Here is a 23,599-nt window from a genome sequence, read left to right as displayed (position 1 = left end):
GGCAGGAACCCCCATGGTCACGTTCGTCGACGAGGTCACGCTCCATCTGCGTGCCGGCAAGGGCGGCAACGGCTGCGTCTCGGTGCACCGGGAGAAGTTCAAGCCCCTCGGCGGCCCTGACGGCGGCAACGGCGGCGACGGCGGCGACGTCGTCCTCGTCGCCGACCCGCAGACCACGACGCTGCTCAGCTACCACCACTCGCCGCACCGTCACGCGGGGAACGGCGGGTTCGGGATGGGCGACCACCGCTCGGGAGCCCAGGGAGAGCCGTTGGAGCTCCCCGTGCCCGTCGGCACCGTCGTGAAGGCTCCCGACGGGGAGGTGCTCGTCGACCTCATCGACCCGGGCATGCGCTTCGTCGCGGCGCCCGGCGGACGGGGCGGGCTCGGCAATGCGGCCCTCGCGTCGCCCAAGCGCAAGGCGCCCGGCTTCGCCCTGCTCGGCACACCCGGCTGGGAAGGCGACGTCGTCCTGGAGCTGAAGACGGTCGCCGACGTCGCGCTCGTGGGCTTTCCGTCGGCAGGCAAGTCGAGCCTCATCGCCGCCATCTCGGCGGCTCGTCCGAAGATCGCCGACTACCCGTTCACGACGCTGCACCCCAATCTCGGCGTCGTGCAGGCGGGGGACTTCCGATACACCGTCGCCGACGTGCCGGGGCTCATCGAGGGCGCGAGCGAGGGTCGAGGGCTGGGTCTCGAGTTCCTCCGCCACGTCGAGCGCTGCACGGCGCTCGTCCACGTGCTCGACTGCGCCACGCTCGAGCCGGGACGCGACCCGCTCACCGACCTCGAGACGATCCGCCAGGAGCTCGCGAACTACCCCGTCGCCGAGGGGCAGGTCCCGCTGCTCGAACGCCCCCAGTTCGTCGTCCTCAACAAGGTCGACGTGCCGGAGGCCCACGAGCTCGCCGAGTTCGTGCGCCCGGACCTGGAGGCCCTCGGCTACCGGGTGTTCGAGATCTCGACGGTCGCGCGCCGCGGTCTCCGTGAGCTCACGTTCGCCATCGGAGAGGTCATCGACGAGCACCGTCGCACCGCTCCCGTCGAGGCTCCGCGCGAGCGCGTCGTCATCCGCCCCCGGGGTGCGGAGAAGGACTTCACGATCCGCGTCGACGGCGGAACGTACGGCAACGTCTACCACGTGCTCGGCGAGAAGCCGGTGCGCTGGGTGCAGCAGACCGACTTCCAGAACGAGGAGGCGGTCGGCTTCCTCGCCGATCGGCTCGAGAAGCTCGGCGTGGAGAAGGAGCTGTTCCGGTTGGGGGCGGTGGCCGGATCGACCGTCGTCATCGGCGAGGACGGCATCGTGTTCGACTGGGAGCCCTCGATCGCGTCGGCCGCGGAGCTCATCCAGTCGCCGCGCGGCCTGGATTCCCGTCTCGACCCGAACAGCCGTCGCACCACCTCGGAACGCCGCGAGCGCTACCACGCCCGTCAGGACGCACGCACGGTCGAGAGGGCTCTCGAGGAGGAGCGCCGCCTCGCGCGCCTGGACGAGGACGAGTCCCGGTGATCGCAAAGGACCGCGCGTCGATCGCGGGGGCGAAGCGCATCGTCGTCAAGGTCGGCTCCTCGTCGATCAGCGGCGACGCCGCGTGGCGCATCCCCGTCCTCGTGGAGGCCCTCGCCGCAGCGCATGGGCGGGGCGTCGAGGTCCTGCTCGTCTCCTCCGGTGCGATCGCCACGGGGATGCCCTTCCTCGCGCTGGACTCCCGCCCGAACGACCTCGCCACGCAGCAGGCGGCGGCGGCGGTCGGCCAGAACATCCTCGTCTACCGCTACCAGGAGGCGCTGCGCCCCTTCGAGATCGTGGCCGGCCAGGTGCTGCTCACCGCGAGCGACATGGAGGACCCGACCCACCGGAGCAACGCGCGTCGAGCGGTCGAGCGGCTGCTCGGGCTGCGGATCCTCCCCATCATCAACGAGAACGACACCGTCGCCACGCACGAGATCCGGTTCGGCGACAACGACCGCCTCGCGGCGCTCGTCGCTCGTCTCGTCGGCGCGGATGCGCTCGTCCTGTTGAGCGACATCACGGCGCTCTACACGCGCCCGCCGGGGGAGCCGGGCGCGGAGCCCATCGACCTCGTCGAGGCGGACGACGACCTGTCGACGTACGCGTTCGGGTCGAAGGTCGTCAACAGCGTGGGAACGGGCGGCGCCGCGACGAAGGCGTCGGCGGCGCGACTGGCGTCGTCAGCGGGCATCGGCACGCTCGTGACGAGTGCCGATCTCGTGGGCGAGGCACTCTCGGGCGCCCCGATCGGCACGTGGTTCGTCCCGGCCGACGTGCGGGTCTCCGCCACGGGCGCCATCGCTACACTGAGGGGATGACCGCCGACGCCCTCCTCGCCCCCGTGACGACGCAGACCGACACGCCCGAGGACCGGCTCAGGCGTGCGAAGACGGCGTCCCGCGCCATCGCCAGGCTGACGAGCGATGAGAAGGCCGCCGTGCTGCACGCGATCGCCGACGCCCTCGTGTCGGATGCGGAGCGGATCATCGCGGCGAACGCGGACGACCTGCGTCGGGGCGAGGCGGATGGCATCGGCTCGTCGCTGCTCGACCGCCTGCGGCTCGACGGTGCGCGCATCGACGGCCTCGCGGGCGCCGTCCGCCAGGTGGCGTCGCTGCCCGATCCCGTGGGCGAGCTCGTGCGCGGGCAGCGCATGTACAACGGCGTCATGCTGGAGCAGCGCCGCGTGCCGTTCGGCGTCGTCGGCGCGATCTACGAGGCGCGTCCCAATGTGACCGTCGACATCGCCGCCATCGCGCTGCAGGCCGGCAATGCGGTCGTGCTGCGGGGAGGGAGCGCAGCGCGCTCGTCCAACGAGGTGCTCGTCGACGTCATGCGCCGCTCGCTCGCCGCGCACGGCGTCGACGCAGAGGCCATCCAGACGGTCGACGACTTCGGCCGCGACGGCGCACGAGCCCTCATGCACGGCCGCGGTCTCGTCGACGTGCTCGTGCCGCGCGGGTCGGCCGGGCTCATCGAGACGGTCGTGACCGAATCGACCGTCCCCGTCATCGAGACGGGTGCCGGCAATGTGCACATCGTCCTCGACGCCTCCGCTCCCGACGACTGGGCGCGTGACATCGTCGTGAACGCGAAGGTGCAGCGGCCCAGCGTGTGCAATGCGGCCGAGACCGTGCTCGTGGTGCGGGAGGGCGCAGACCGCCTCGTCGCGCCCGTCGTCGATGCGCTGCAGCGCGAGGGCGTCACGGTGCACGGCGACGAGGTCGTCGCGTCGCTCGCGAGCGGCGTCGTGCCCGCGACGGAGGAGGACTGGGCGACCGAGTACCTCAGCCTCGACATCGCCATGCGCGTCGTGGAGTCCCTCGACGAGGCGATGGAGCACATCCGCACCTACAGCACGGGGCACACGGAGTCGATCGTGACGGCCGACGTGCGCAACGCCGAGCGGTTCCTCGCCGAGGTCGACTCGGCGGCCGTGTTCGCCAACGCGTCCACGCGCTTCACCGACGGCGGCGAGTTCGGCTTCGGCGCCGAGGTCGGGATCTCGACGCAGAAGCTGCACGCGCGCGGGCCGATGGGCCTGCCGGAGCTCACGAGCACGAAGTGGGTCGGGCGTGGCTCCGGTCAGGTGCGGGGCTGACGGTAAGCTGGAACGGTTCGCCCCGATCCGCGCACGGAAGGCCCCCCATGCATCTCGCTCCCGCCATCGCGACGCTCGCCGCCGAGTCCGAGCACCACGGCAACGTCGCGCTCGAGACCCTTCCGTACGGGATCGTGGCGTTCGCCATCTTCTGCGTGCTCGGTCTCGTCGGCGCCTCCTACCGCAACGTGGCCAACCGCCACGCCGACCGCACCGACCGCGCGGGGCACGGCGAGGCCGGACACGGCCACTAGGCACTCGTCCGTGACGACGACGACGCGCCCGCCGCGCATCGGCGTGATGGGCGGGACATTCGATCCCATCCATCACGGCCACCTCGTCGCGGCGAGCGAGGTCGCGACGTCGTTCGACCTCGACGAGGTCGTCTTCGTCCCGACCGGCCAGCCGTGGCAGAAAGACCGCGTGTCTGCGGCGCAGGCGCGCTACGAGATGACCGTCATCGCGACGGCGTCGAATCCGAGGTTCACGGTCAGCCGCGTCGACATCGACCGCGGCGGTCTGACGTACACGGTCGACACGCTCCGTGATCTCCAGGCGGAGCGCCCCGACGCCGAGCTGTTCTTCATCTCGGGAGCGGACGCCGTGGCGCAGATTCTCAGCTGGCGCGACCATGATGAGCTCTGGGATCTCGCCCACTTCGTGGCGGTGTCGCGCCCCGGGCACGTACTCAGCACGGATGGCCTTCCGGGCGGCGTCGTCAGCCAGCTCGAGATCCCCGCGCTGGCGATCTCGAGCACGGATTGCCGAGACCGCGTCAAGCGCGATCTTCCCGTCTGGTACCTCGTTCCGGACGGCGTGGTGCAGTACATCGCGAAGCATCATCTGTATCGGAGCACTCCATGAGCACATCAGACGGTCGTCCGCTCACACGACGTCAGCTGCGTGAGCTGCGTGACACCGGTCAGACGCCGATCATCGCGGACGACTCCGGCTCGGCACAGAGCGCCGAGCCGGCGCCCGCCGTCGAGCCTGCGCCGGTCGTCGAGCCGGAGCCCGTGGTTGAGCCTGCGCCGGTCGTCGAGCCGGAGCCCGTCGTCGAGCCGGAGCCCGGTGCGTCCGAACCGCAGCTCACGCGCCGTCAGCTGCGCGAGCAGGAGCGCCTGCGCACGAACGCCGTGCCGCTCGTGACGGCCGTGCCCGTTCCCGACGTCGCCGAGGGCGACGACCGCAGCCGACCCGTCGTGGAGGGCGAGCTCATCGAGGCGCCCGTCGCGCTCGCCGACGCGGTCTCGGCTCCTGCGCCGGATCCGGCGCCCGCTCCACCAGTCGGCGGGTCTTCCGACGCCCCGGTTGCCGAGGCGGTCCAAGACGCCCCCGTCGTGCACGCCGACTTCGGCGCCAACGTCGACGAGGCCGCCGTGACGGACACCTCCGCCTCCTTCGATCAGCTGCTCACGCACCCGCAGGAGTCGAGCGGGTCGTCGTCCGCGCCGTCCGCGCTCATCCTCGACGAGATCCCGGCGACCGCCGCGCTGAACGCCCCGATCACGGCGACGGGGGAGCTGCTCATCACGAGCTCCCACAAGCTCCCCGAGGGCTTCGGCTCGAGCGGTGCCGCACGCGGGACGACGGACGGCCGCGAGGTCGACGCCGTGCTGATCGACGGCGAGATCCCGCTCGCCTCCTCGCCCACTCCGATCGCCGCGAGCAACGCGGTGTCGACCTCGAAGAGCCCGGGCGAGGTCATCCGGCCGCCGGCTCCCGAGAAGAACCACAAGCTCATCCTGACGCTCGGCATCACCGCGGGAGGCCTCGGCATCGTCGTGGTCGCGGCCGTCATCGTCGCCTACACCACGGGAGTCTTCGGCTGATGGCCACACAGACATCCATCGACATGCTCCAGATCGCGGCCGCAGCCGCCGACGCCACCGGTGCGGAGGACCTCGTCGCGCTCGACGTGTCCGAGCCGCTGCCGCTCGTCGACATCTTCCTCCTCGCCACGGGACGCAGCGAGCGCAACGTCGCCGCCATCGCCGACGAGATCGAGGACAAGCTGCACGAAGCGGGGCACAAGCGCCTGCGTCGCGAGGGACGATCCGAGTCGCGGTGGGTCCTCCTCGACTTCGGCGATCTCGTCGTCCACGTCTTCCACCAGGAGGAGCGGTCGTTCTACGCGCTCGAGCGCCTCTGGAAGGACTGCCCGGTCGTGCCGATCGATCTTCCGGCCCCTCGCTCGGTCGACTGACGCGGGCGGGACCTGCGATGTCCCACGTCGAGCCGGACGCCCGGACGCGGGAGGCGCGCGCCGCGCACCTCAAGGAACGCATCTACATCACGTTCGCCGCGCTGGCAGTCGTCCTCGCGCTGCGCGCGCACGGGCACGTCGAGCCGTGGGACGCGCTCGCGACGCTCGCCGTGACGGTCACGGGCGCCCTCTTCGCCGTCTTCACGGCGGACGTGCTCGCCCATCTCGTCGTCCACGCGCGAATGCTCGACCGTCATGAGCTGCGGCAGGTGTGCGCGTCGACCTTCGGGGCGTTCGGCGTGATCGTCGTGCCCGTCATCGTCCTCGTGCTGTCCGGGATCGGCGTCGTCGAGGTCGACACGGCGCTGGTCGTCTCGATCGCGGTGCTCCTGCTCTCGCTCGTCTTCATCGGCTTCCTCGCCGTCCGCCGCATCCGGATGGCGTGGTGGCAGCGTCTCGTCGTGCTCGCCGCCGAGGCGGCGCTCGGGCTCGTCGTCATCGGCCTGCAGGTCCTCGCCCACGGCTGAGTCGCGACGCGCCCGGCGGGCGACGCCGATTTCATCGGCCGGAAACCCTCGTGTAAGCTAAAGGAGTTGTCCGGGGCTCGCCCCGAACGGCATCTGGGCCTGTGGCGCAGCTGGTAGCGCACCTGCATGGCATGCAGGGGGTCAGGGGTTCGAGTCCCCTCAGGTCCACCAAGAACCCCCGGTTGCACCCGGGGGTTTTTCGCGTCTCCGATCGGCCGGGCAGCCGGCCCCGTCTCCTCAGCGGAATCCTCATGGCCTCCTCTCTCACCACGGGCAGCCCGTGGCGCGTCATCCTGACCTTCACCATCCCCCTCCTGCTCGGCAACATCGCCCAGCAGCTGTACCAGTTCGCCGACACGGTCGTCGTCGGGCGGCGACTCGGCGTCGACGCCCTCGCAGCCGTCGGCGCCACCGGCCCGCTGCTGTTCCTCCTCCTGGGCTTCGCATGGGGCCTGACGTCCGGGTTCGCCATCCCGACCGCGCAGGCGTACGGCGCACGCGATGACGACGCCGTCCGCCGGTCCGTCGCCTCCGGCGTCATCCTCACGGGGATCGCGAGCCTCGTGCTGACGGTCGTCGCGCCTCTCGTCGCGCGCCCGGGACTCGAGCTGCTGCAGACGCCCGCGGAGCTCCTCGACGACGCGACCGTTTTCACGCAGGTGAGCTTCCTCGGCGCCGCGGCGACGATGTTCTTCAACCAGCTCTCCGGCATCATCCGCGCGATCGGCGACTCGCGCACGCCCCTCGTCTTCCTCGCCCTGGCGTGCGGACTCAACATCGCGCTCGTCATCCTCATGGTCGGACCGCTCGCCTGGGGCGTGGCGGGAGCCGCTCTCGCCACCGTCGTGTCCCAGGCCGTGTCGGTGGCGCTCTGCCTGCTGTACGTCTGGCGCCGTGTCCCCGTGCTCATCGTGCGCGGCGCGCAGTGGCGCGTCTCGCGCGCCGACCTCGCCGAGCATCTTCGTCTCGGGCTCCCCATGGGGTTCCAGGCATCGATCATCGCGATCGGCACGCTCACGGTGCAGGTCGCCCTCAACACGCTCGGCTCCGACGCGGTCGCGGCGTACACGACGGCCTCGCGCGTCGACAGCCTCGCGTTGGCGTTCCTGCAGTCGCTCGGGCTCGCGGTGTCCATGTACACGGCGCAGAACCTCGGCGGAGGACGCCCCGACCGCATCCGCCGCGGCGTCATGCAGTCGGTCTGGATGGCCGTGGCCGGCGCGGTCGTGCTCGGCGCGGTGCTGGTGGCCTTCGGCGCAGCGATCGTGCGCGTGTTCGTGGGGGACGGGTCGGACGACGTCGTCGCGCAGGCGCATCTCATGCTCGTCGTCAACGGCATCACCTACACGTTCCTCGGCGTGCTCTTCGTGCTCCGCGGTGCGCTGCAGGGGCTCGGGCAGACGGTCGTGCCCACGCTGACGGGAGTCGTCGAGCTCGTCGCGCGCGTCTTCGCCGCGGTCGCGCTGGGCGCGGCGTTCGGGTTCGTCGGCGTCGCGGCGAGCAACCCGCTCGCCTGGCTGGCGGCGCTCTTCATCCTCGTCCCCGCGTACGTCCGCGCGCATGGGAGGCTCGCTGCCCGGCCGATCACGGCGCAGGTGGCGACGGAGACGACGCCCATCGCCGTGATCGGCCCGACGGACGGATCGATGGTCGTGGACGCCGTCGTCACGGCGCCGGTCCCCGTGGTGGAGGCCCGCCGACGGCCGCTGTCGCGACGGCGGCGCTGAGGCGGACGAGTGTGGCATCCTGACGGAATGGCCAGACCCCGCATCGTCATCACCTACTGCACGCAGTGCCGCTGGCTGCTGCGCGCCCAGTGGTACGCCGGCGAGCTGCTGCAGACCTTCGAGGCCGAGGCGGGCGAGGTGGCCCTCGTCCCCGCGACGGGCGGCGTGTTCCGCATCGACGTCGACGACGTGCACGTATGGAACCGCAAGCGTGACGGCGGCTTCCCCGAGATCACGGACCTCAAGCGCCGCGTGCGCGACCTCATCGCCCCCGGGAAGCCCCTCGGGCACGCCGACCGCGTGGCGGACGCCCCCGCTTGACGGCGCTCAGCGAGCCCTCCGTCGGACCTCGCCCGACAGGCGCTTCTCCTCGCGCTCGGTGCGCGCCTTGCGGAGGATCCGCCGTGCGTCGCGCATCGGCAGCTGGATGTCCTCCTCGGCAGGCAGCCCGGCCTGCAGCTCACGTGCGCGCTCGAGCTCGGCATCGACCTCGGCGCCGAACAGCAGCGCCATGTTCGCGATCCACAGCCACAGCAGGCCGACGACGACCCCGGCGAAGGACCCGTACAGGCGCTCGTAGTCGGCGAGGTCGGATGCGTACACCGCGAAGCCCGCTGACGCCGCGGCGAGCACGACGATCGCGACAAGCGCGCCGATGCTCACCCAGCGGAACCGCGGCCGCCGCGCGTTCGGACCGGTGTGGTACAGGATCGCGACGATCACGACGACGATCGCGAGGAGGAACGGCCAGCGGGCGATCCGCCAGACGAGGACACCCGTGTCGCCCGCGCCGACGATGTCGCCGATCGCCCGGGCGACGGGCGTCGAGATCGCCGCACCCGCGAGGCCGAGCGCCGCGAGAAAGGAGGAGATGAGCGTGACGCCGAGCTGGTGCAGCTTCAGCGACACGACGGGGCGGCCCTCTTCGCGCCCCCAGATGCCGTTCATCGTCCGCGAGAACGCGCCCACGTATCGCGATGCCGACCACAGGGCGATCGCGAGGCCCGCGGCGAGAACCCACGGAGCGGAGTCGGAGGCGGCGATCTCGAGGATCGGCTCGCGCACGGCCTCCTCCGCGCGCGGGGCCACGTCGCCGAGCACGGCGAGGACCAGCTGCGCGGCCTCGTCGTCCTGGCCCACGACGCCCAGCAGCGACAGTGCAGCGACCAGCCCGGGGAAGAGCGCGAGGACGCTGTAGAAGGTGAGAGCCGCGGCGGCGTCAGGGCACGCGTCCGTGAGGAAGCCGCGCGAGGCACGACGCAGGGCGAGCCACCACGCCTCCCGGTGGAGGTCGGACGGCGATCGGGGTGCCGTCCCGGTGCCGTCCGCCTCCTTCATCATGTCAGTCCTCGTCGGAGGGCTCGGCCGCTTCGCCCGGGTAGCCGAACCCCGGGCGCACGGCCGCGTCCTCGCGGACGTCGATGCGCGTGACGCCGTCGTGCTCCGTGACGTCGATGCGCGGCGCTGCATCCTCCTCGACGGCGTCGGGCGCCGAGGTGAGCTGGTCGTGCCGCTTCTCGGCGTCGGTCATGTCGTCGCGTCCCATGATCGGATCCGTCACGCGGCGGGGGAGTCGGCGACGAGGTCGCGGATCGCGACGGTCAGCGTGGCCCGGAAGCCGATCGAGACCGCATCGGCCATGTGCGAGCCGGCGAAGCACTCCCACCCCGGTCCCTGAACGCAGATGTAGCCCTTCACCGAGTCGCCCAGAGCCACCTGGTAGCACGTGAGGCTCACGGGGATGAGCGTGGCCTCGGGAGCCCGGCCGAGGCTGGGGTGCGCCGACCTCAGCGGGGCCGTCGGGCGGGTGGCGACGTGCGCGGGGCCTTCGGCGATGAGCGTCATCTCTCCTCCTTCTCGACATCGACGCGATCCGCGGCGATAGGCGATTGTGTCTCGCGCGCGGCGCCGCCGCCAAGGCGGCGGGGCGGGGTTGACAGATCCGGGCGCCTGCGGCACGCGGGTCGCGCGGTCACAGGGCGCGCAGCCGCCCGAGGAGCGGCGCGGCGACCTCGGCGACGAAGCGCTCCTGCTGCGCATCCCCCACCTGCACGATCGCGACGTCGGTGAAACCCGCATCCACGAACGGGCGCACGCTCTCCGCGAGGGCGTCGAGGTCGGGGCCGCACGCGATGCGGCCTGCCACATCCTCGGGCCGGACGAACGCACTCGCTCCCTCGAACCCGGCCGGCGTCGGCAGGTCGGCGTTCACCGACCATCCGCCCGCGAACCAGCGGAACTGCTCGTGCGCGCGGGCCACGGCCGTGCCCTCGTCGGGATCCCAGCTGATCGGCACCTGGCCGATGCGCCGGGACGCGGCGGCGGGGGAGCGCGCCGCGTCCCACGCGTCGCCGAGCGCGGCATCCGGCTCCGTCGTGATGAGGTGGTCGGCGAGCGGAGCGAAGCGCGCGACCGACTCCGGCCCCGACACCGCCGCGCCGATCGGCACTCCGCCGTCGGGGGCGTCCCACACCCGTGCGGAGTCGACGCGGAAGTACGCGCCCTCGTACGTGACGAGGTCGCCGCGGTGGAGGGCGCGGATGATCTCGATCGCCTCCACGAGCATGTCCTGGCGGACCGCGACCGACGGCCATCCCTCGCCCACGACGTGCTCGTTGAGGTTCTCGCCGGACCCCAGCCCGAGGACGAACCGGCCATCCGAGAGCAGCTGGAGCGTCGCCGCCTTCTGCGCGACGACGGCGGGGTGGTAGCGGATGGTCGGACAGGTCACGTACGTCATCAGCTCGATGTCGTGCGTGGCCTGGGCGACCGCGCCGAGGAGCGTCCAGGCGTACGGCGCATGCCCCTGGCTCACGAGCCAGGGCGAGAAGTGGTCGCTGCAGGCGAGGAAGTCGTAGCCGGCCTCCTCGGCGCCCCGCGCATAGCGCACGAGCGACCGGGGGTCGCTCTGCTCGGTCATGAGCGTGTATCCGAAGCGGGTCATGCCGGAGACGCTACGGCGCCCCGGCAAGCCCGGCGACGGGCTTGTCAGGCGGCCGCGCGCGCGGTATCCGCCGCGGGCAGCACGAACCACACGCGTGCCCCGCCGCCCGGAGCGTCGTCGATGCCGATGTGACCGCCGTGCGCCTGCACGATGCGCTGACATGTGGACAGGCCGATGCCGAGCCCCGGCACCTCGTCGGAGACGGCTCGGTGCAGGAGCGCGAAGACGTCGTCGCGCCGGGTCTCCGGGACGCCGGGGCCGTTGTCGTCCACGAGCACCCTCCACGCGCCGGCGAGCTTCTCGGCGTGGACCCGCACGCGCGGCTCGCGGCCGGCGGCCGCCGTGAACTTCACGGCGTTGGCGAGGAGGTTCTGCAGCAGCGCGCCGAGCAGCGTGGCGTCGCCTCTGACGCGGGCGTCGAGATCGACCTCGATGCGCGCGCGCGTCGCGTGCGTCGCGGCGTCGAGGTCGTCGCGCGCCGCGAGCGCCACGGCTCCGAGATCGACGTCGGCGAGACGGGGGAGGGCGCCGCCCGCCCGGGCGAACGCGAGCAGATCGGCGATCATCGCCGTCATCCGCTCGGCCGCCGACTCGGCGCGCGACACCGCGCGGGCGACCTGCGGAGCCCGCGCCATCTCCGGGCTGTCGGCGGCGAGCTCGAGGAAGCCGGAGAGCGCGGTCAGCGGATTGCGGAGGTCGTGGCTCACCTGACCCGCGAAGCGCGCGAGCTGCGCGTTCGCCTCGCCGAGCGCCCGGGTCATCCTGCGCAGCTCGAGGACGTCGATCACCTGGCGCGCCAGCAGGTCCATCGCCTCGCTGACGTCCGGAGGGAGCTCCCCGGTGTCCTCGTCGAAGACGCACAGGGTGCCGATCACGACGCCGGACGGGGTCACGAGCGGGCTCGAGGCGTAGAAGCGGACGCGCGCGATCTCGCCCGTCACGAACGGGTTGGCCGCGAAGCGCGCATCCTCCCGTGCGTCGGGGACCACGACGTGCTCGGGCCGTCGGATGACGACGGCGCACATCGAGTCCTCGCGCGAGCACACCGCTGGCTCCAGGCCGACGGCGGCGATCTGATGCTGCGAGCGGTCGTCGATGATGTTGATGACGGCCGTCGAGACGCCGCAGAGGGTGGCGGCCAGGCGGACGATCCCCTCGAGGTCGGGTTCCGGCGGCTCTCCGACGATGCGGTACTGGTCGACGACGGCGCGGCGGGCGACGTCCTCTGCGGTGCTCACGGCTCTTCCCTCCTGGGCCCCTCCCCGCCGGTCAGCCTACCCGGGAGCGAGATCGCGGCGGATGTCAGCCGGCCCCGAACAGGACGCCCACGAGGCTCCACGCGCCGTAGACCGCGAGCGAGGCGCCCACGGCGGCGGCTCCGGCCGCCGAGAGCCCGATGGCGATCCAGGTGCGCGCCCGGGGACGGACGGGCGCCCTGCCGCGCTCGGAGATCGCGAGCGCCGTGCGGTCGGCCTCCGCAGCCGCCCGGGGGCTGCGCAGCTCGGCGGTGGCGAGGGGCGACCCCGTCCACTTCTCGACGCCCCACGCCGCGGCCCGTGCGGCCTGCGTCCGGAGGGCTCCGCCCCATCCGGGCGCGGCATCGCCGTCGACCCTGAGGTGCGCCACCCCGCGGGCGATGTGCTCCGCGTCGCGCTGGCCGGCATCGGCGACCGAGCGGGCGAGCGCCCTCATGCGCCGCCGCGCGCTCTTGCGCAGCATCGGGTCGTCTCCCGCCGCGGCCAGTCGGTGCGCGGTCGTCCGCACCTCGGCGAGGACGGAGGTCGCATGCTCGACATAGCGTGCGGCCTGCCGGTTCGGGCCGGCGGCGAGGAAGCCCGCCTCTTCGGCGAGTCCCTCGACGGCCTCGTCGAACGCGTAGAGCGCACGCCGGTCGTCCGCGATCCGCCGCTCCGCTGCCCCCATGTCGCCCCCTGCCATCCCGCTTTCCTCCAGGGTAGGCGACCCCGCGGTCGCGCGCCCGATACGCGCAGCCCCGGTCGGATGCAAGCCCCTCCGTCGCCGGGCTGTCCCGTCGCACGATGGGCGGACCCCCGACGGACAACGAGAGGACGGCCATGGCCCGCATCATCGAGACCATCGACGTCGACGTCGATGTGACGACGGCGTACAACCAATGGACGCAGTTCGAGAGCTTCCCGGAGTTCCTGGGCTTCGTCGACGGCATCCGTCAGATCGACGACGAGACGCTCGCCTGGAAGGTGACGATCGGCGGTGCCGAGCGGGAGTTCATCGCGAAGATCACGGAGCAACACCCCGACGAGCGCGTGGCGTGGACGAGCGTGTCGGGCGATGCCGACCATGCCGGCGTCGTCACGTTCCACACCCTGAGCGAAGGGAGCACGCGCGTCACGGTGCAGCTCGACTGGGAGCCTTCCGGATTCACCGAGACGGTCGGCGCCGCGCTGGGGGTCGACGACCACGCCGTGAAGAAGGACCTCGCGCGATTCAAGGAGTTCATCGAGTCGCGCGGCTCCGAGACGGGAGCATGGCGGGGAGACGTCGACTGACCGACGCGGGGGCGGTAGCGTCGGCGGCATGACCCAGGCGCTCTCCGCCCCCGAGCGGCGCGTCGTCGCCGCAGCGGTGCTGGCGTCGTTCACGACGTTCCTGGACGGCACCGTCGTGAACGTCGCCCTGCCCGCCATGAGCGCGGAGCTCGGCGGGGGCCTCGCCCTGCAGCAGTGGGTCGTCGACGCGTATCTCGTCACGCTGAGCGCGCTCATCCTCCTCGCCGGCGCGGTATCCGACGCCTACGGGCGCGTGCGGGTGCTGCGGATCGGCCTCGCGGCGTTCGCCGCGACATCGGCGCTCATCGCCCTCGCGCCCGACCCCGTCACCCTCGTCATCGCCCGCGCCGCGCAGGGGGCCGCTGGTGCCCTGCTCGTGCCCGCGTCGCTCGCGCTCATCACCGCCGAGATCTCGGACGCCGTCCGCCAGTCCCGCGCGATCGGCATCTGGACGGCCTGCACGACGGCGGCCATGATCGTCGGACCCGTGCTCGGGGGCCTGCTCGTCGACCTCGGCTCGTGGCGGATGGTGTTCCTCTTGAACCTCCCCGTGGTGGCGGCGGCCCTCCTGCTCGCGGCTCGGATGGCCGACGCCCCTCGGCGCGTGGGAGGGCGACGTGTCGACGTGCTCGGGGGCGCACTCTGCGCCGGCGCACTCGGCGCCGCCGTGCTCGCGCTCATCGAGCAGCCGAGGCTGGGCTGGCCCCATCCGCTCGTGTGGGGAGGCCTCGTGAGCAGCGTGGCGCTCGGCGTCGCCTTCATCCTCCGTCAACGGCGCATCGCCCACCCTCTCGTGCCCGTCGACCTGTTCCGGGCGGGGAACATGCGCGCGGGGAACATCGCGACGTTCTTCGTCTACGCCGCCCTCTCGCTCAACGGCTTCGTCGTCGCCGTCTACCTGCAGCAGGGGGTCGGGCTCTCGGCGACGCTCTCGGGGCTCGCGAGCCTTCCCGTGACGGTGCTCATGATCCTCTTCAGCGCACGGGCGGGAGCCGTCGCGGGGCGCCGCGGCCCGCGCCTGCTCATGACGGCCGGACCTCTCGTCATGGCCGCCGGCGCGCTCCTGCTCCTGACGGTCGCCGACGAGTTCGACTACGGCTGGCAGATGCTCCCGGGCATGCTGCTCCTCGGCGGCGGGCTCGCGGCCACGGTCTCCCCACTCACCGCAGCCATCCTGGGCGCGGTCGACCCCCGGCGCTCGGGTATCGCCTCGGCCGTGAACAACGCCGTCTCCCGCGTCGCGGGGCTCGTCTCCGTCGCCCTGCTGTCCACGATCGTCGGGGGAGAGCTCGACCTCGACGGCTTCCATGCCGCCGCCATCGCCACCGCCGTCCTGTTCGCAGCGGGCGGCATCGTGTCATGGGCCGGCATCCGCGACGCGCCGCGCGCGGCGTGAGCGGCGTGAGCGCGTGTCAGACGTTCGTCGGAATTCGTGTGGGAGGAGGGCCGCGATCCCGGCTCCTGGGTGCGACAGGGACACCCTCACGGCCGACGCGGCGTTCTAGCGTCGAACCGAGGGGTGCGCTGTGCTCCCGCGGGACGGAGCAGGATGTCGGACACGGAGGGGGCGTCGGGCGACGCCGCCGCCCAGGGGACGCATCCCGCACGAGGCCCGGAGGGGCCCCTCTCACCGGCGCGGTCGACCGTGTTCCGGCGGCTGCTCGCAGAGGACGACTCCGTGCGCGAGCGGGCCCTGGCCCACGCCAGGTCGCGCCGCTGGTTCGACGCCGGCTCTCCGGCGACGATCGTCGTCCTGGGAGGCCCCGAGCCCGCGGCGGCGAGGCGTCTCGCGACGGCGCTCCAGGCGGATGGCCGCGGTGCCGTGTGGCACATCGGCGACGTGGCGGGGGTGCCCGTCGTCGTGGTCTCGGCGGGCCGACTCGGCGAGAGCGCGCGGGCGTGGATCGACGGGGCGGTGCGCCGTCACGGTGCCGACGGCATCGTCGTGAGGACGACCGAGATCGGCGCGGACGAGGTCGACCTCGCGCCCGCCGTGTCGGAGGTGCTCGGCGACCTCGAGGCGGACGGAGCGCAGCTTCCCGGCGCCATCCGACAGCTCCTCGACCGTGTCGACGTGCCGACGGCGCTGCTGCGCCGCGCCTCTCCCGGTGCATTCGCGCTGTGGCGCTCGGGCGACACGGAGCAGCGCCGGACGGTGGAGGTGTACCTCGACGCCGGCGCCCGCGTGTCGGAAGCCTGTCGGCGGCTGCACATCCATCGGACGACGCTCTACTACCGGCTCGAGAACCTGCCGCAGGGGGTGCGGGACGAGCTCGCCGACGGACTGCGACGCAGCGTCCTGCACATCGTGCTCACGCTCTTGCGGGCGCGCTCCCGGTGAGCGGGGGATGGATGACCGTGAGAAGCGAGTCGGGGTGGTCCGGGACGATGAGCGTCTGCCAGGTGTGCCTCCGCCATCCCGCGCGGCCGTCGTGGAACAGGCTCGTCGCGTCCGTCAGCTTGCGCGCGGTCTGACGAGCCCACAGCCGGCGGAACGTCTCGTAGCGGTCGTGCAGCTGCGCGAGACGGTGCACGTACTCGGCATCGTCCGGCAGCACGTGGAAGCGGAACGCGTCCACGAGACGCGAGGCGGTCTGCAGCCACTCGTTGCCGAACGGCGCATGCGCTTCGTGGCGCAGGATCTCCTCGAGGAGGTTCCGCCCCTCCTCGAGGAACCCGCCGGCCGCCTCTTCGCACGCCGTGTTCACGACGAGGATGTCGTGGACGGCGTTCGTGATGTAGGCGGGGTTCGGCTCCAGCAGGCGGAGGATCTCGAACGCTCCCTGGGGGAGGCCTTCGCGCCGCGACAGCGCGCGTGTCGCGCTCGTCTGCGCGAGCTGCTGGAAGTACTCCGTCGTGTCGACGTCGAGGAGGAGCGCGCGCGAGAGGGCGGAGACGACCTGCGGGGACGGCAGATGGCCGTGGGCCTGTTCGAGGCGGATGAGGTAGTCGCGGTTGATGCCCGCGCGCTCTGCGACCTCCTCGCGGCGCAGACCGGGCACCCGTCGCACCTCGTCGCGGAGCAGCCCGATGTCCTCGGGCTGGAGCTGCGCCCTCCGTCCTCGGAGGAGCTCGGCGATGAGGCGCTGGCGGATCGTCATGGGGCCATCCTGCCGGTTCGCGCTCAGCGCCGCGCGTCGCGTTCGGCCGACGCGCCGATCGTGCGCAGCGACTCGATGAGCGAGGCGACCTGGTTCCAGGTGAGGCCGTCGAGCAGGTCCGCCTCGGCGGCGACGAGGACGCGCATGGCGGACTCCACGCGCTCGCTCCCCGCCGGCAGCAGGGTGACGATGCGGCTGCGCTGATCGGCGGGGTTGTCCGTCCGCACGAGGTAGCCGCGCTCTTCCAGCCGTTCGATGCGGTAGGTGATCGTCCCGCTCGTGGCCGTCGTCCACGACGCGAGCTGGGACGGCGTCATGGAGAAGCCGTCGGGGGAGCGGCGCAGCAGCGAGAGGATGTCGAACTCCCACGCGCGCAGCCCCGCCGCCGAGAAGGCCGCCTCGCGCACGCGCTGCAGGTCGCGGGCCACGCGGCGCAGGCGGGACATGACGTCGAGGGGCGAGAGGTCGACGTCCGGGAGGATGGTCGACCACGCGTCGATGAGGAGGTCCACCTCGTCATCGCCCGACCGGGTCATGTCCGCTTCTGCCACCACTGCCCAGCATAGGGCGCGCATCGCCTCGAGCCCCGTCAGGGCGCGGCGGAGCGGATTTGTAAGGGATTTTAACGATTAGCTTGTCCGGCCTGCCCCGAGGGGGTACCGTCATCGGCATCACACAGCTCCGCACCACTCGTGTGCGCACCCTAGGAGGCACAGTGAGGTTCTTCCAGAGACTCGGCCGCTCGATCATGCTGCCGGTCGCCGTCCTGCCGGTCGCCGCGATCCTGTCGGGCATCTCGTACTGGATCGAAGGCGCCACGGGCGGTTCGAACGTCGTGTCGACGTTCCTCGGCGCCGCGGGCGGCGCGCTGCTGAACAACATGGCGCTGCTCTTCGCGATCGGCATCTCGCTCGGGATGGCGAAGAAGTCGGACGGCACGTCGGCACTCGCCGGCCTCGTGTCGTGGCTGACCGTCACGACCCTGCTCAGCCCCGACACCGTCGCGCTCTTCCAGGGCGCGGACGCCGCTGACGTCGACCCCGCCTACGGCAAGGTGCAGAACGTCTTCGTCGGCATCATCTGCGGTCTCATCGGCGCGTTCTGCTACGACCGCTTCAAGGACACCAAGCTGCCCGACGCGCTGTCGTTCTTCTCGGGCAAGCGCTCGGTCGCGATCGTCACCGCCGGGTTCTCGCTCGTCGTGGCCGTCGCGCTCTACGTCGTGTGGCCGCTCGTCTACGGCGGGCTCGTCGGGTTCGGCGAGTTCATCGCGACGCTCGGCCCCGTCGGCGCAGGCATCTACGGCTTCCTCAACCGCCTGCTCATCCCCACGGGCCTTCATCACGCGCTCAACTCGGTGTTCTGGTTCGATGTCGCCGGCATCAACGATCTCAACAACTTCCTCTCCGGCACGGGAGAGTACGGCGTCACCGGCCAGTACATGACCGGGTTCTTCCCCGTCATGATGTTCGGTCTGCCGGGCGCCGCGCTCGCCATGTACGTCACAGCGAAGACGGCGCGCAAGAAGATCGTCTACGGCATCCTGCTCTCGGGGGCCGTCTCGTCGTTCTTCGTCGGCGTGACCGAGCCCCTCGAGTTCGCGTTCATGTTCCTCGCGCCGGTGCTGTACCTCATCCACGCGGTGTTCATGGGCATCTCGCTCGCGATCAGCGCCATCCTGCCCGTGCGCATGGGCTTCGGCTTCTCCGGCGGCTTCATCGACCTCGTGCTCGGCTGGGTGAACCCGATGGCGCAGAACCCGTGGATCATCCTCGTGATGGGGGCGTTCTGGTTCGCGGTGTACTTCCTCGTCTTCCGCTTCGTGATCGTCCGCTGGAACCTGAAGACGCCCGGTCGCGAGGACGACGACTTCCTCGAGAACGGGCAGGCTTCGGCCGATGCGACGGGCAGCGTCGACGAGAAATACCTCGCGACGGCGTCGCGCTTCCTCGCGGCGCTGGGCGGCGCCGGGAACATCGTCGAGCTCGACAACTGCGCGACGCGGCTGCGGATGGAGGTCGCCGACGTGGCTCGCGTCGACGACGCCGCGCTCAAGCGCGCCGGCGCCGCCGGCACGATCAAGCCGGGCGGAACCTCGGTACAGGTCGTCTACGGACTCAACGTGCAGTTCGTGAAGGACGCGATGGAGGGTCTCATGTCGGGCGAGCTGCGAGAGCCTGCGGCGGGTGATCCGGTCGCCGTGGCCCCCGATCCCGGTGCCGCGACGACGACGGCCGTGGCGGCGCCGCCCGCCGCCGTCGTGCGCCTGCGCCAGCCCGTCGCCGGTGCCGTCGTGCCGCTGGCCTCGGTCCCCGATGCGACGTTCGCCGACGGGATCATGGGCCCTGGCATCGCGATCGAGCCGACGGACGGAACCGTCGTCGCGCCCGCCGACGCGACCGTCGGGCACGTGTTCGACACCGGCCATGCCGTGGCGCTCGTGCTCGACGGCGGTGTGGAGCTGCTCATCCACGTCGGGATCGACACGGTCGCGATGAAGGGCGAGGGATTCCGCACACTCGTCGAAGCGGGCGCGCGCGTGACGGAGGGGACGCCGCTGCTGGAGGTCGACCTCGAGGCGATCCGCCGCGCCGGACACCCGACCGTCACCCCGGTCATCGTGCTGAACGACGAGCGCGCCCGCATCGAGCTCGTCTGACCCGCCTCCTCGGACGGCCGGCTGCGGTGCGGCGCCGGTCCACGCACCTCGCGGTGGACCGGCGCCGACGGCACGAGGAGCGCGCCGTCGGGCGGAGACTGAGGGGATGAGCACCCACGCGTTCTCCCAGGTCGACGTCTTCGCCCCGTCGGCGCTCTCCGGCAACCCGGTCGCCGTCGTGCACGACGCCGTCGACGTCGACGAGGAGCGGATGGCCGCGTTCGCGCGCTGGACGAACCTCTCGGAGACGACCTTCCTCCTCCCGCCCGTCGATCCTCGCGCCGACTACCGTCTGCGCATCTTCACCCCGGGCGGCGAGCTGCCCTTCGCGGGCCATCCGACGCTCGGCAGCGCCCATGCGTGGCTGGAATCGGGCGGTGCACCGGTCTCCGCGGAGCGCATCGTGCAGGAATGCGGGATCGGCCTCGTCGAGCTCCGTCGCGACGGCGATCGGCTCGCGTTCGCCGCCCCGGAGCTGCGGCGCTCAGGGCCCGTCGACGACGACACCGTCGAGGCGGCCCTCGCCGCGCTCGGCGTCGCGCGCGGCGACGTCGAGCGCGTCGCGTGGATCGACAACGGCCCGGGCTGGATCGGCATCGTGCTGGACTCCGCCGACCTCGTCCGCTCCCTCCGCCCCGACTTCGCGCGGATGGGCGCGCTCAAGGTCGGCGTGCTCGCACGCGACCCCGAGGGAGCGGCCGACGTCGAGGTCCGTGCCTTCGCTCCCGGCATCGGGGTCGGCGAGGACCCCGTCACGGGGAGCCTCAACGCGGGCTTCGCGATCTGGCTGACGCGCGAGGGCGTGCTCCCGCCCGCCTACACGGCGCGCCAGGGCACGGCGCTCGGACGCGCGGGCGACGTCGTCGTGACGACGGACGCCGACGGCGTCGTCTGGGTCGGCGGCGAGAGCCGCACGGTCGTGCAGGGCACCGTTCGCCTGGGTTGACGCCCGGCGCCTGCGCTGACGCGCCCCTGCGCTGACGGCTTGACAGCGCCCCCGGCTCGCGGCATAGGATGCAGAAACCGGTTTCTCCGGACCATCCATCGCAACGAGGCGAAAGGGAACACTGTGAGCGCATCACGAGTGGAGATGAGCCGACGGACGCTGCTGGGCCTCGGGCTCGGTGCGTCGGCCTTCCTCCTGGCAGGCTGCAACCGCTTCGGCATCGGCGGCGAGCCGACCGCGTCGGCGTCCTCGCTCGACATGATCTGGTGGGGCGACGCCGCGCGCGCGGAGGCGACCGAGGCCATGCTCGCGATCTTCCAGGAGCAGCACGACGGTCTCACGATCAAGACCGAGTACCAGGACTCGGGCCCGTACTCCGACAAGCTCGCGACGCGGTTCGCGGGCGGCGACGTGCCCGACCTCTTCAACCAGCGGCGCGACGGACTGCGCGAGTACGCGGATCGCGGTGCCCTCCTCGATCTCAACGAGCACCTCGATGTGCTGAACCTCGACGACGTCCCCACCACGAGCCCGCTCGGTCTCGTCGACGGTGCCCTGTACGGCATCCCCGCGGGCCTCAACGCCGTCGGCTTCGTGATCAACCGCGATCTCACGGCGCAGTACGGCGTCGAGATCCCCGACGGGGACACGTGGTCGTGGGACGACCTGTGGGCCTTCAGCAAGGCGGTCTCCGACGCCTCGGGCGGCCAGGTGTACGGCGTCGACCTCGACTTCTCGACCGTGCAGAACCTCGTCGTCTTCATCCGGCAGACGGGCGAGGAGATGTACAACGAGGACGGCACGTTCGGGGCCAGCGAGGAGACGCTCGCCGACTGGTTCGCGATGTCGCTCGAGCAGCGGAAGACGGGCGGCCTCGCGCCGGCCGGCTTCATCGAGGTGACGGGCGGCGCGACCGAGCAGTCGCCCATCGCGACGGGGCTCGTCGCGGGGCAGATCATCCCCACGAACAACCTCAAGGCGTACACCGACGCCACGGGCAGCCCGCTCGAGCTGCTCCGGATCCCCGGTGAGGTCCAGGGCGCTCGACGTGGGATGTCCATCGACACGTCGATGTACTGGTCGATCGGGCAGCAGTCGCCCAACAAGGACACGGCGCTGCAGCTGCTCGACTTCATCGTCAACAGCGTCGAGGGCAACGAGGCCGTCGGCCCCACGCGCGGGCTGCCGATCAGCACCGTCGTCGCCGACGCGATCGCCTCGGGACTCGGCGAGGAGGACCAGCGCTCGATCGAGTACATCTCCGGCCTCGGCGCGGAGGAGCTGCCGATCTCGCGGCCCGACCCGATCGGCGGCACGACCATCCAGGACGCGCTCGCCGACATCGCCGTCGAGGTGACGTTCGAGCGCACCTCGCCGCAGGACGCCGCGAAGCAGATCCTGCAGGTCGCCTCCGACACGATGGGCCTGGGCTGATGGCCACCGCCACCCTGCCGCCGCCCACGGCGACCGCGACGCCGGAGCCTGGGCGTCCGCGGCGGAGGCCGACGCGGTCGGGGCGCATCGACTGGTCGGGCTACGTCTTCCTCATCCCGTGGTACGGCGGGATGCTGCTCACGATCATCCCGTTCGGGTGGTCGCTGTATCTGGCGTTCACGGACTACAACCTCCTGAACGCCCCCGTCTTCACGGGGTTGGACAACTTCTTCGCGATGATGTCCGACCCGCGGGTGGGGCAGTCGCTCGTGGTGACGTTCGTCTACACGTTCGTGTCGGTGCCCTTGTCGCTGGTGGCGGCGCTGGGCGTCGCGATGGCGCTCAACCACGGCCTGCGGGGGCTGTCGTTCTATCGCGCGATCTACTATCTGCCGTCGCTGCTGGGCTCGAGCGTCGCGATCGTGATGCTGTGGCGGGAGCTGTTCGGCACGCGGGGCGTCGTGAACGCCGCGTTGGGGTGGTTCGGGATCGAGGGGCCGGCGTGGGTGTCGGATCCCGACACGGCGCTCAGTGTGCTGATCATGCTGAACATCTGGACGTTCGGGTCTCCCATGGTGATCTTCCTCGCGGCGCTGCGGCAGGTCCCGGCGATGTACTACGAGGCGGCGGCCGTGGACGGTGCGACGAAGTGGTGGCAGTTCCGGTTCATCACGGTGCCGCTGATCAGCCCGATCATCTTCTTCAACCTGGTGCTGTCGCTCATCGGGTCGCTGCAGACCTTCACGCAGGGGTACGTCATGAGCAACGGGTCAGGGGGCCCTGCCGGGTCGACGCTGTTCTTCAACCTGAACCTCTACATCGAGGGCTTCGGGCGCTTCAACATGGGGTACGCGTCCGCGCTGGCGTGGCTGCTGCTGCTCATCATCGCGGCGCTCACGGCCGTGAACTTCATCGCCCAGAAGCACTGGGTGTTCTACGAGGACGAGGACGAGCGATGACCGTCACCGAGGTGCAGACCGTCGTCCGCAGGCGGCGGTCCTGGGGGAGGGCCCCGCAGGACGTCCGCGTCGTCGGGCGCCGCCGTCGGAGCGTGCAGGCGAGGTTCCTGCGCCATGTCGTGATCGCGGGCGTGGGCCTGTTCATGCTGTACCCGCTGCTGTGGATGCTGTCGAGCTCGTTCAAGCCCGACGACCGCATCTTCCGCGAGCAGGGGCTGTGGCCGGCGGAGTGGGACCTCGCGAACTACGTCGAGGGGTGGACGGCGCTCGAGCACCCGTTCGACGTCTATCTCGTGAACTCGCTCATCATCGTCGGACTCTCGATCGTGGGGACCCTGTTCTCGACGGCGCTGGCGGCGTTCGCGTTCGCACGGCTGACGTTCCCCGGCCGCCGGTTCATGTTCGCCCTCACGCTCGGCACGCTCATGCTGCCGGGGCACGTGCTGCTCATCCCGCAGTACATCATGTTCTCCCAGCTCGGATGGGTGAACACGTACCTCCCGCTCGTGGTGCCCCACTTCCTCGCGTCGAACGCGTTCTACATCTTCCTCATGGTGCAGTTCATGCGCGCGCTCCCGCGCGAGCTCGACGACGCGGCCCGCATCGACGGCTGCGGCACGTTCGGCATCTTCTGGCGCATCATCCTGCCGCTGTGCACGCCCGCGTTCGCGACGACCGCGATCTTCACGTTCATCGCGACCTGGAACGACTTCTTCTCCCCGCTCATCTACATCACCGACAGCGAGCTGTACCCCGTGCCCCTCGCCCTGCGCCAGTTCATGGACTCCGAGGGCCAGTCCTCCTGGGGACCCATGTTCGCGATGTCGGTCGTGTCGCTCCTGCCCATCGTCGGGTTCTTCATCGCGGGACAGAAGTACCTCGTCCAGGGCATCGCCACCACGGGCCTCAAGTGATCCACGGGATGTCGATGGCCGATCCCGAGGATCGGCC

Annotated in this window: 26 protein-coding genes and 1 tRNA gene; 19 read left to right on the top strand and 8 right to left on the bottom strand. The window is 71.5% G+C overall.

What is annotated here, in order from left to right:
- Positions 1 to 13 precede the first annotated feature (13 nt).
- From obgE to ACWGPF_RS08145, 11 genes are all read left to right on the top strand, one after another.
- Positions 14 to 1,513: a GTPase ObgE gene (obgE, locus tag ACWGPF_RS08195; protein ID WP_452332358.1), complete on the top strand. Its 1,500-nt coding sequence runs from the start codon at positions 14 to 16 to the stop codon at positions 1,511 to 1,513.
- Positions 1,510 to 2,334, top strand: coding sequence for a glutamate 5-kinase (gene proB / locus ACWGPF_RS08190; protein WP_452332357.1), 825 nt, complete (start codon positions 1,510 to 1,512; stop codon positions 2,332 to 2,334). The genes obgE and proB overlap by 4 nt, the downstream gene beginning before the upstream one ends.
- Complete coding sequence (locus ACWGPF_RS08185; RefSeq protein WP_452332356.1) at positions 2,331 to 3,617, top strand: glutamate-5-semialdehyde dehydrogenase; 1,287 nt, start codon at positions 2,331 to 2,333, stop codon at positions 3,615 to 3,617. Before proB ends, ACWGPF_RS08185 begins: the two co-directional genes overlap by 4 nt.
- Before the next feature lie 47 nt (positions 3,618 to 3,664).
- Positions 3,665 to 3,871: a hypothetical protein gene (locus tag ACWGPF_RS08180; protein ID WP_345435808.1), complete on the top strand. Its 207-nt coding sequence runs from the start codon at positions 3,665 to 3,667 to the stop codon at positions 3,869 to 3,871.
- A 10-nt stretch (positions 3,872 to 3,881) separates the two neighbouring features.
- Positions 3,882 to 4,481, top strand: coding sequence for a nicotinate-nucleotide adenylyltransferase (gene nadD / locus ACWGPF_RS08175; RefSeq protein ID WP_345435806.1), 600 nt, complete (start codon positions 3,882 to 3,884; stop codon positions 4,479 to 4,481).
- Complete coding sequence (locus ACWGPF_RS08170) at positions 4,478 to 5,449, top strand: hypothetical protein (protein ID WP_452332355.1); 972 nt, start codon at positions 4,478 to 4,480, stop codon at positions 5,447 to 5,449. Before nadD ends, ACWGPF_RS08170 begins: the two co-directional genes overlap by 4 nt.
- Complete coding sequence (gene rsfS / locus ACWGPF_RS08165) at positions 5,449 to 5,823, top strand: ribosome silencing factor (RefSeq protein WP_452332354.1); 375 nt, start codon at positions 5,449 to 5,451, stop codon at positions 5,821 to 5,823. Before ACWGPF_RS08170 ends, rsfS begins: the two co-directional genes overlap by 1 nt.
- Before the next feature lie 17 nt (positions 5,824 to 5,840).
- Positions 5,841 to 6,350 (top strand): hypothetical protein, encoded by a 510-nt coding sequence (locus ACWGPF_RS08160; protein WP_452332353.1) that lies wholly within the window; start codon positions 5,841 to 5,843, stop codon positions 6,348 to 6,350.
- A gap of 95 nt (positions 6,351 to 6,445) precedes the next feature.
- Positions 6,446 to 6,521, top strand: a tRNA-Ala gene (locus ACWGPF_RS08155).
- 80 nt (positions 6,522 to 6,601) lie between these two features.
- Positions 6,602 to 8,077 (top strand): MATE family efflux transporter, encoded by a 1,476-nt coding sequence (locus ACWGPF_RS08150; RefSeq protein ID WP_452332352.1) that lies wholly within the window; start codon positions 6,602 to 6,604, stop codon positions 8,075 to 8,077.
- A gap of 27 nt (positions 8,078 to 8,104) precedes the next feature.
- Entirely contained in the window at positions 8,105 to 8,398 is a 294-nt protein-coding gene (locus tag ACWGPF_RS08145; RefSeq protein WP_452332351.1) for a SelT/SelW/SelH family protein, read from the top strand.
- Positions 8,399 to 8,404: 6 nt separating this feature from the next.
- Here ACWGPF_RS08145 and ACWGPF_RS08140 read toward each other — a convergent pair whose 3' ends face one another.
- The 6 genes from ACWGPF_RS08140 to ACWGPF_RS08115 all read right to left on the bottom strand — a co-directional run bounded on the left by ACWGPF_RS08140 (position 8,405) and on the right by ACWGPF_RS08115 (position 12,959).
- The gene (locus ACWGPF_RS08140; protein ID WP_452332350.1) at positions 8,405 to 9,418 is read right to left on the bottom strand and encodes a YihY/virulence factor BrkB family protein; all 1,014 of its coding nucleotides are present in this window, start codon (positions 9,416 to 9,418) and stop codon (positions 8,405 to 8,407) included.
- 1 nt (position 9,419) lies between these two features.
- A complete protein-coding gene (locus ACWGPF_RS08135) occupies positions 9,420 to 9,623 on the bottom strand; it encodes a multidrug transporter (protein WP_345435794.1) in 204 nt (67 codons plus the stop codon).
- Between the two features lie 11 nt (positions 9,624 to 9,634).
- Entirely contained in the window at positions 9,635 to 9,922 is a 288-nt protein-coding gene (locus tag ACWGPF_RS08130; protein WP_452332349.1) for a hypothetical protein, read from the bottom strand.
- Between the two features lie 127 nt (positions 9,923 to 10,049).
- The gene (locus ACWGPF_RS08125) at positions 10,050 to 11,021 is read right to left on the bottom strand and encodes a TIGR03557 family F420-dependent LLM class oxidoreductase (protein ID WP_452332348.1); all 972 of its coding nucleotides are present in this window, start codon (positions 11,019 to 11,021) and stop codon (positions 10,050 to 10,052) included.
- 44 nt (positions 11,022 to 11,065) lie between these two features.
- Positions 11,066 to 12,259: a sensor histidine kinase gene (locus tag ACWGPF_RS08120; RefSeq protein WP_452332347.1), complete on the bottom strand. Its 1,194-nt coding sequence runs from the start codon at positions 12,257 to 12,259 to the stop codon at positions 11,066 to 11,068.
- A 64-nt stretch (positions 12,260 to 12,323) separates the two neighbouring features.
- Complete coding sequence (locus ACWGPF_RS08115; RefSeq protein ID WP_452332346.1) at positions 12,324 to 12,959, bottom strand: hypothetical protein; 636 nt, start codon at positions 12,957 to 12,959, stop codon at positions 12,324 to 12,326.
- 137 nt (positions 12,960 to 13,096) lie between these two features.
- On the opposite strand from ACWGPF_RS08115, the gene ACWGPF_RS08110 reads away from it, so the two are divergent.
- From ACWGPF_RS08110 to ACWGPF_RS08100, 3 genes are all read left to right on the top strand, one after another.
- Positions 13,097 to 13,549 (top strand): SRPBCC family protein, encoded by a 453-nt coding sequence (locus ACWGPF_RS08110; RefSeq protein WP_452332345.1) that lies wholly within the window; start codon positions 13,097 to 13,099, stop codon positions 13,547 to 13,549.
- 28 nt (positions 13,550 to 13,577) lie between these two features.
- Positions 13,578 to 14,945 carry an MFS transporter gene (locus tag ACWGPF_RS08105; protein WP_452332344.1) on the top strand — a complete coding sequence of 456 codons (1,368 nt, stop codon included), beginning with the start codon at positions 13,578 to 13,580 and terminating at the stop codon, positions 14,943 to 14,945.
- 153 nt (positions 14,946 to 15,098) lie between these two features.
- On the top strand, positions 15,099 to 15,890 hold the full coding sequence (locus ACWGPF_RS08100; RefSeq protein ID WP_452332343.1) for a helix-turn-helix domain-containing protein: 792 nt from the start codon (positions 15,099 to 15,101) through the stop codon (positions 15,888 to 15,890).
- On the opposite strand, the gene ACWGPF_RS08095 is transcribed toward ACWGPF_RS08100, so the two are convergent.
- Together ACWGPF_RS08095 and ACWGPF_RS08090 are read right to left on the bottom strand one after the other, a co-directional pair.
- Positions 15,862 to 16,650: an MmyB family transcriptional regulator gene (locus ACWGPF_RS08095; protein ID WP_452332342.1), complete on the bottom strand. Its 789-nt coding sequence runs from the start codon at positions 16,648 to 16,650 to the stop codon at positions 15,862 to 15,864. The two genes, ACWGPF_RS08100 and ACWGPF_RS08095, sit on opposite strands and share 29 nt — an antisense overlap.
- Before the next feature lie 23 nt (positions 16,651 to 16,673).
- Positions 16,674 to 17,186: a MarR family winged helix-turn-helix transcriptional regulator gene (locus ACWGPF_RS08090; RefSeq protein WP_345435778.1), complete on the bottom strand. Its 513-nt coding sequence runs from the start codon at positions 17,184 to 17,186 to the stop codon at positions 16,674 to 16,676.
- A 179-nt stretch (positions 17,187 to 17,365) separates the two neighbouring features.
- Between ACWGPF_RS08090 and nagE the strand changes: the two genes are divergently transcribed.
- The 5 genes from nagE (at position 17,366) to ACWGPF_RS08065 (ending at position 23,562) form a co-directional block, all read left to right on the top strand.
- A complete protein-coding gene (gene nagE, locus ACWGPF_RS08085; RefSeq protein ID WP_452332341.1) occupies positions 17,366 to 19,309 on the top strand; it encodes an N-acetylglucosamine-specific PTS transporter subunit IIBC in 1,944 nt (647 codons plus the stop codon).
- A gap of 106 nt (positions 19,310 to 19,415) precedes the next feature.
- The gene (locus ACWGPF_RS08080) at positions 19,416 to 20,255 is read left to right on the top strand and encodes a PhzF family phenazine biosynthesis protein (RefSeq protein ID WP_452332340.1); all 840 of its coding nucleotides are present in this window, start codon (positions 19,416 to 19,418) and stop codon (positions 20,253 to 20,255) included.
- Positions 20,256 to 20,399: 144 nt separating this feature from the next.
- Positions 20,400 to 21,689, top strand: coding sequence for an ABC transporter substrate-binding protein (locus tag ACWGPF_RS08075; protein WP_452332339.1), 1,290 nt, complete (start codon positions 20,400 to 20,402; stop codon positions 21,687 to 21,689).
- Complete coding sequence (locus ACWGPF_RS08070; protein WP_452332338.1) at positions 21,689 to 22,648, top strand: carbohydrate ABC transporter permease; 960 nt, start codon at positions 21,689 to 21,691, stop codon at positions 22,646 to 22,648. The genes ACWGPF_RS08075 and ACWGPF_RS08070 overlap by 1 nt, the downstream gene beginning before the upstream one ends.
- On the top strand, positions 22,645 to 23,562 hold the full coding sequence (locus tag ACWGPF_RS08065) for a carbohydrate ABC transporter permease (RefSeq protein ID WP_345435768.1): 918 nt from the start codon (positions 22,645 to 22,647) through the stop codon (positions 23,560 to 23,562). Before ACWGPF_RS08070 ends, ACWGPF_RS08065 begins: the two co-directional genes overlap by 4 nt.
- Positions 23,563 to 23,599 lie beyond the last annotated feature (37 nt).

This window comes from Microbacterium sp. NPDC055683, from assembly GCF_053617895.1.
This window is presented reverse-complemented; position numbering and strand designations above follow the sequence as displayed.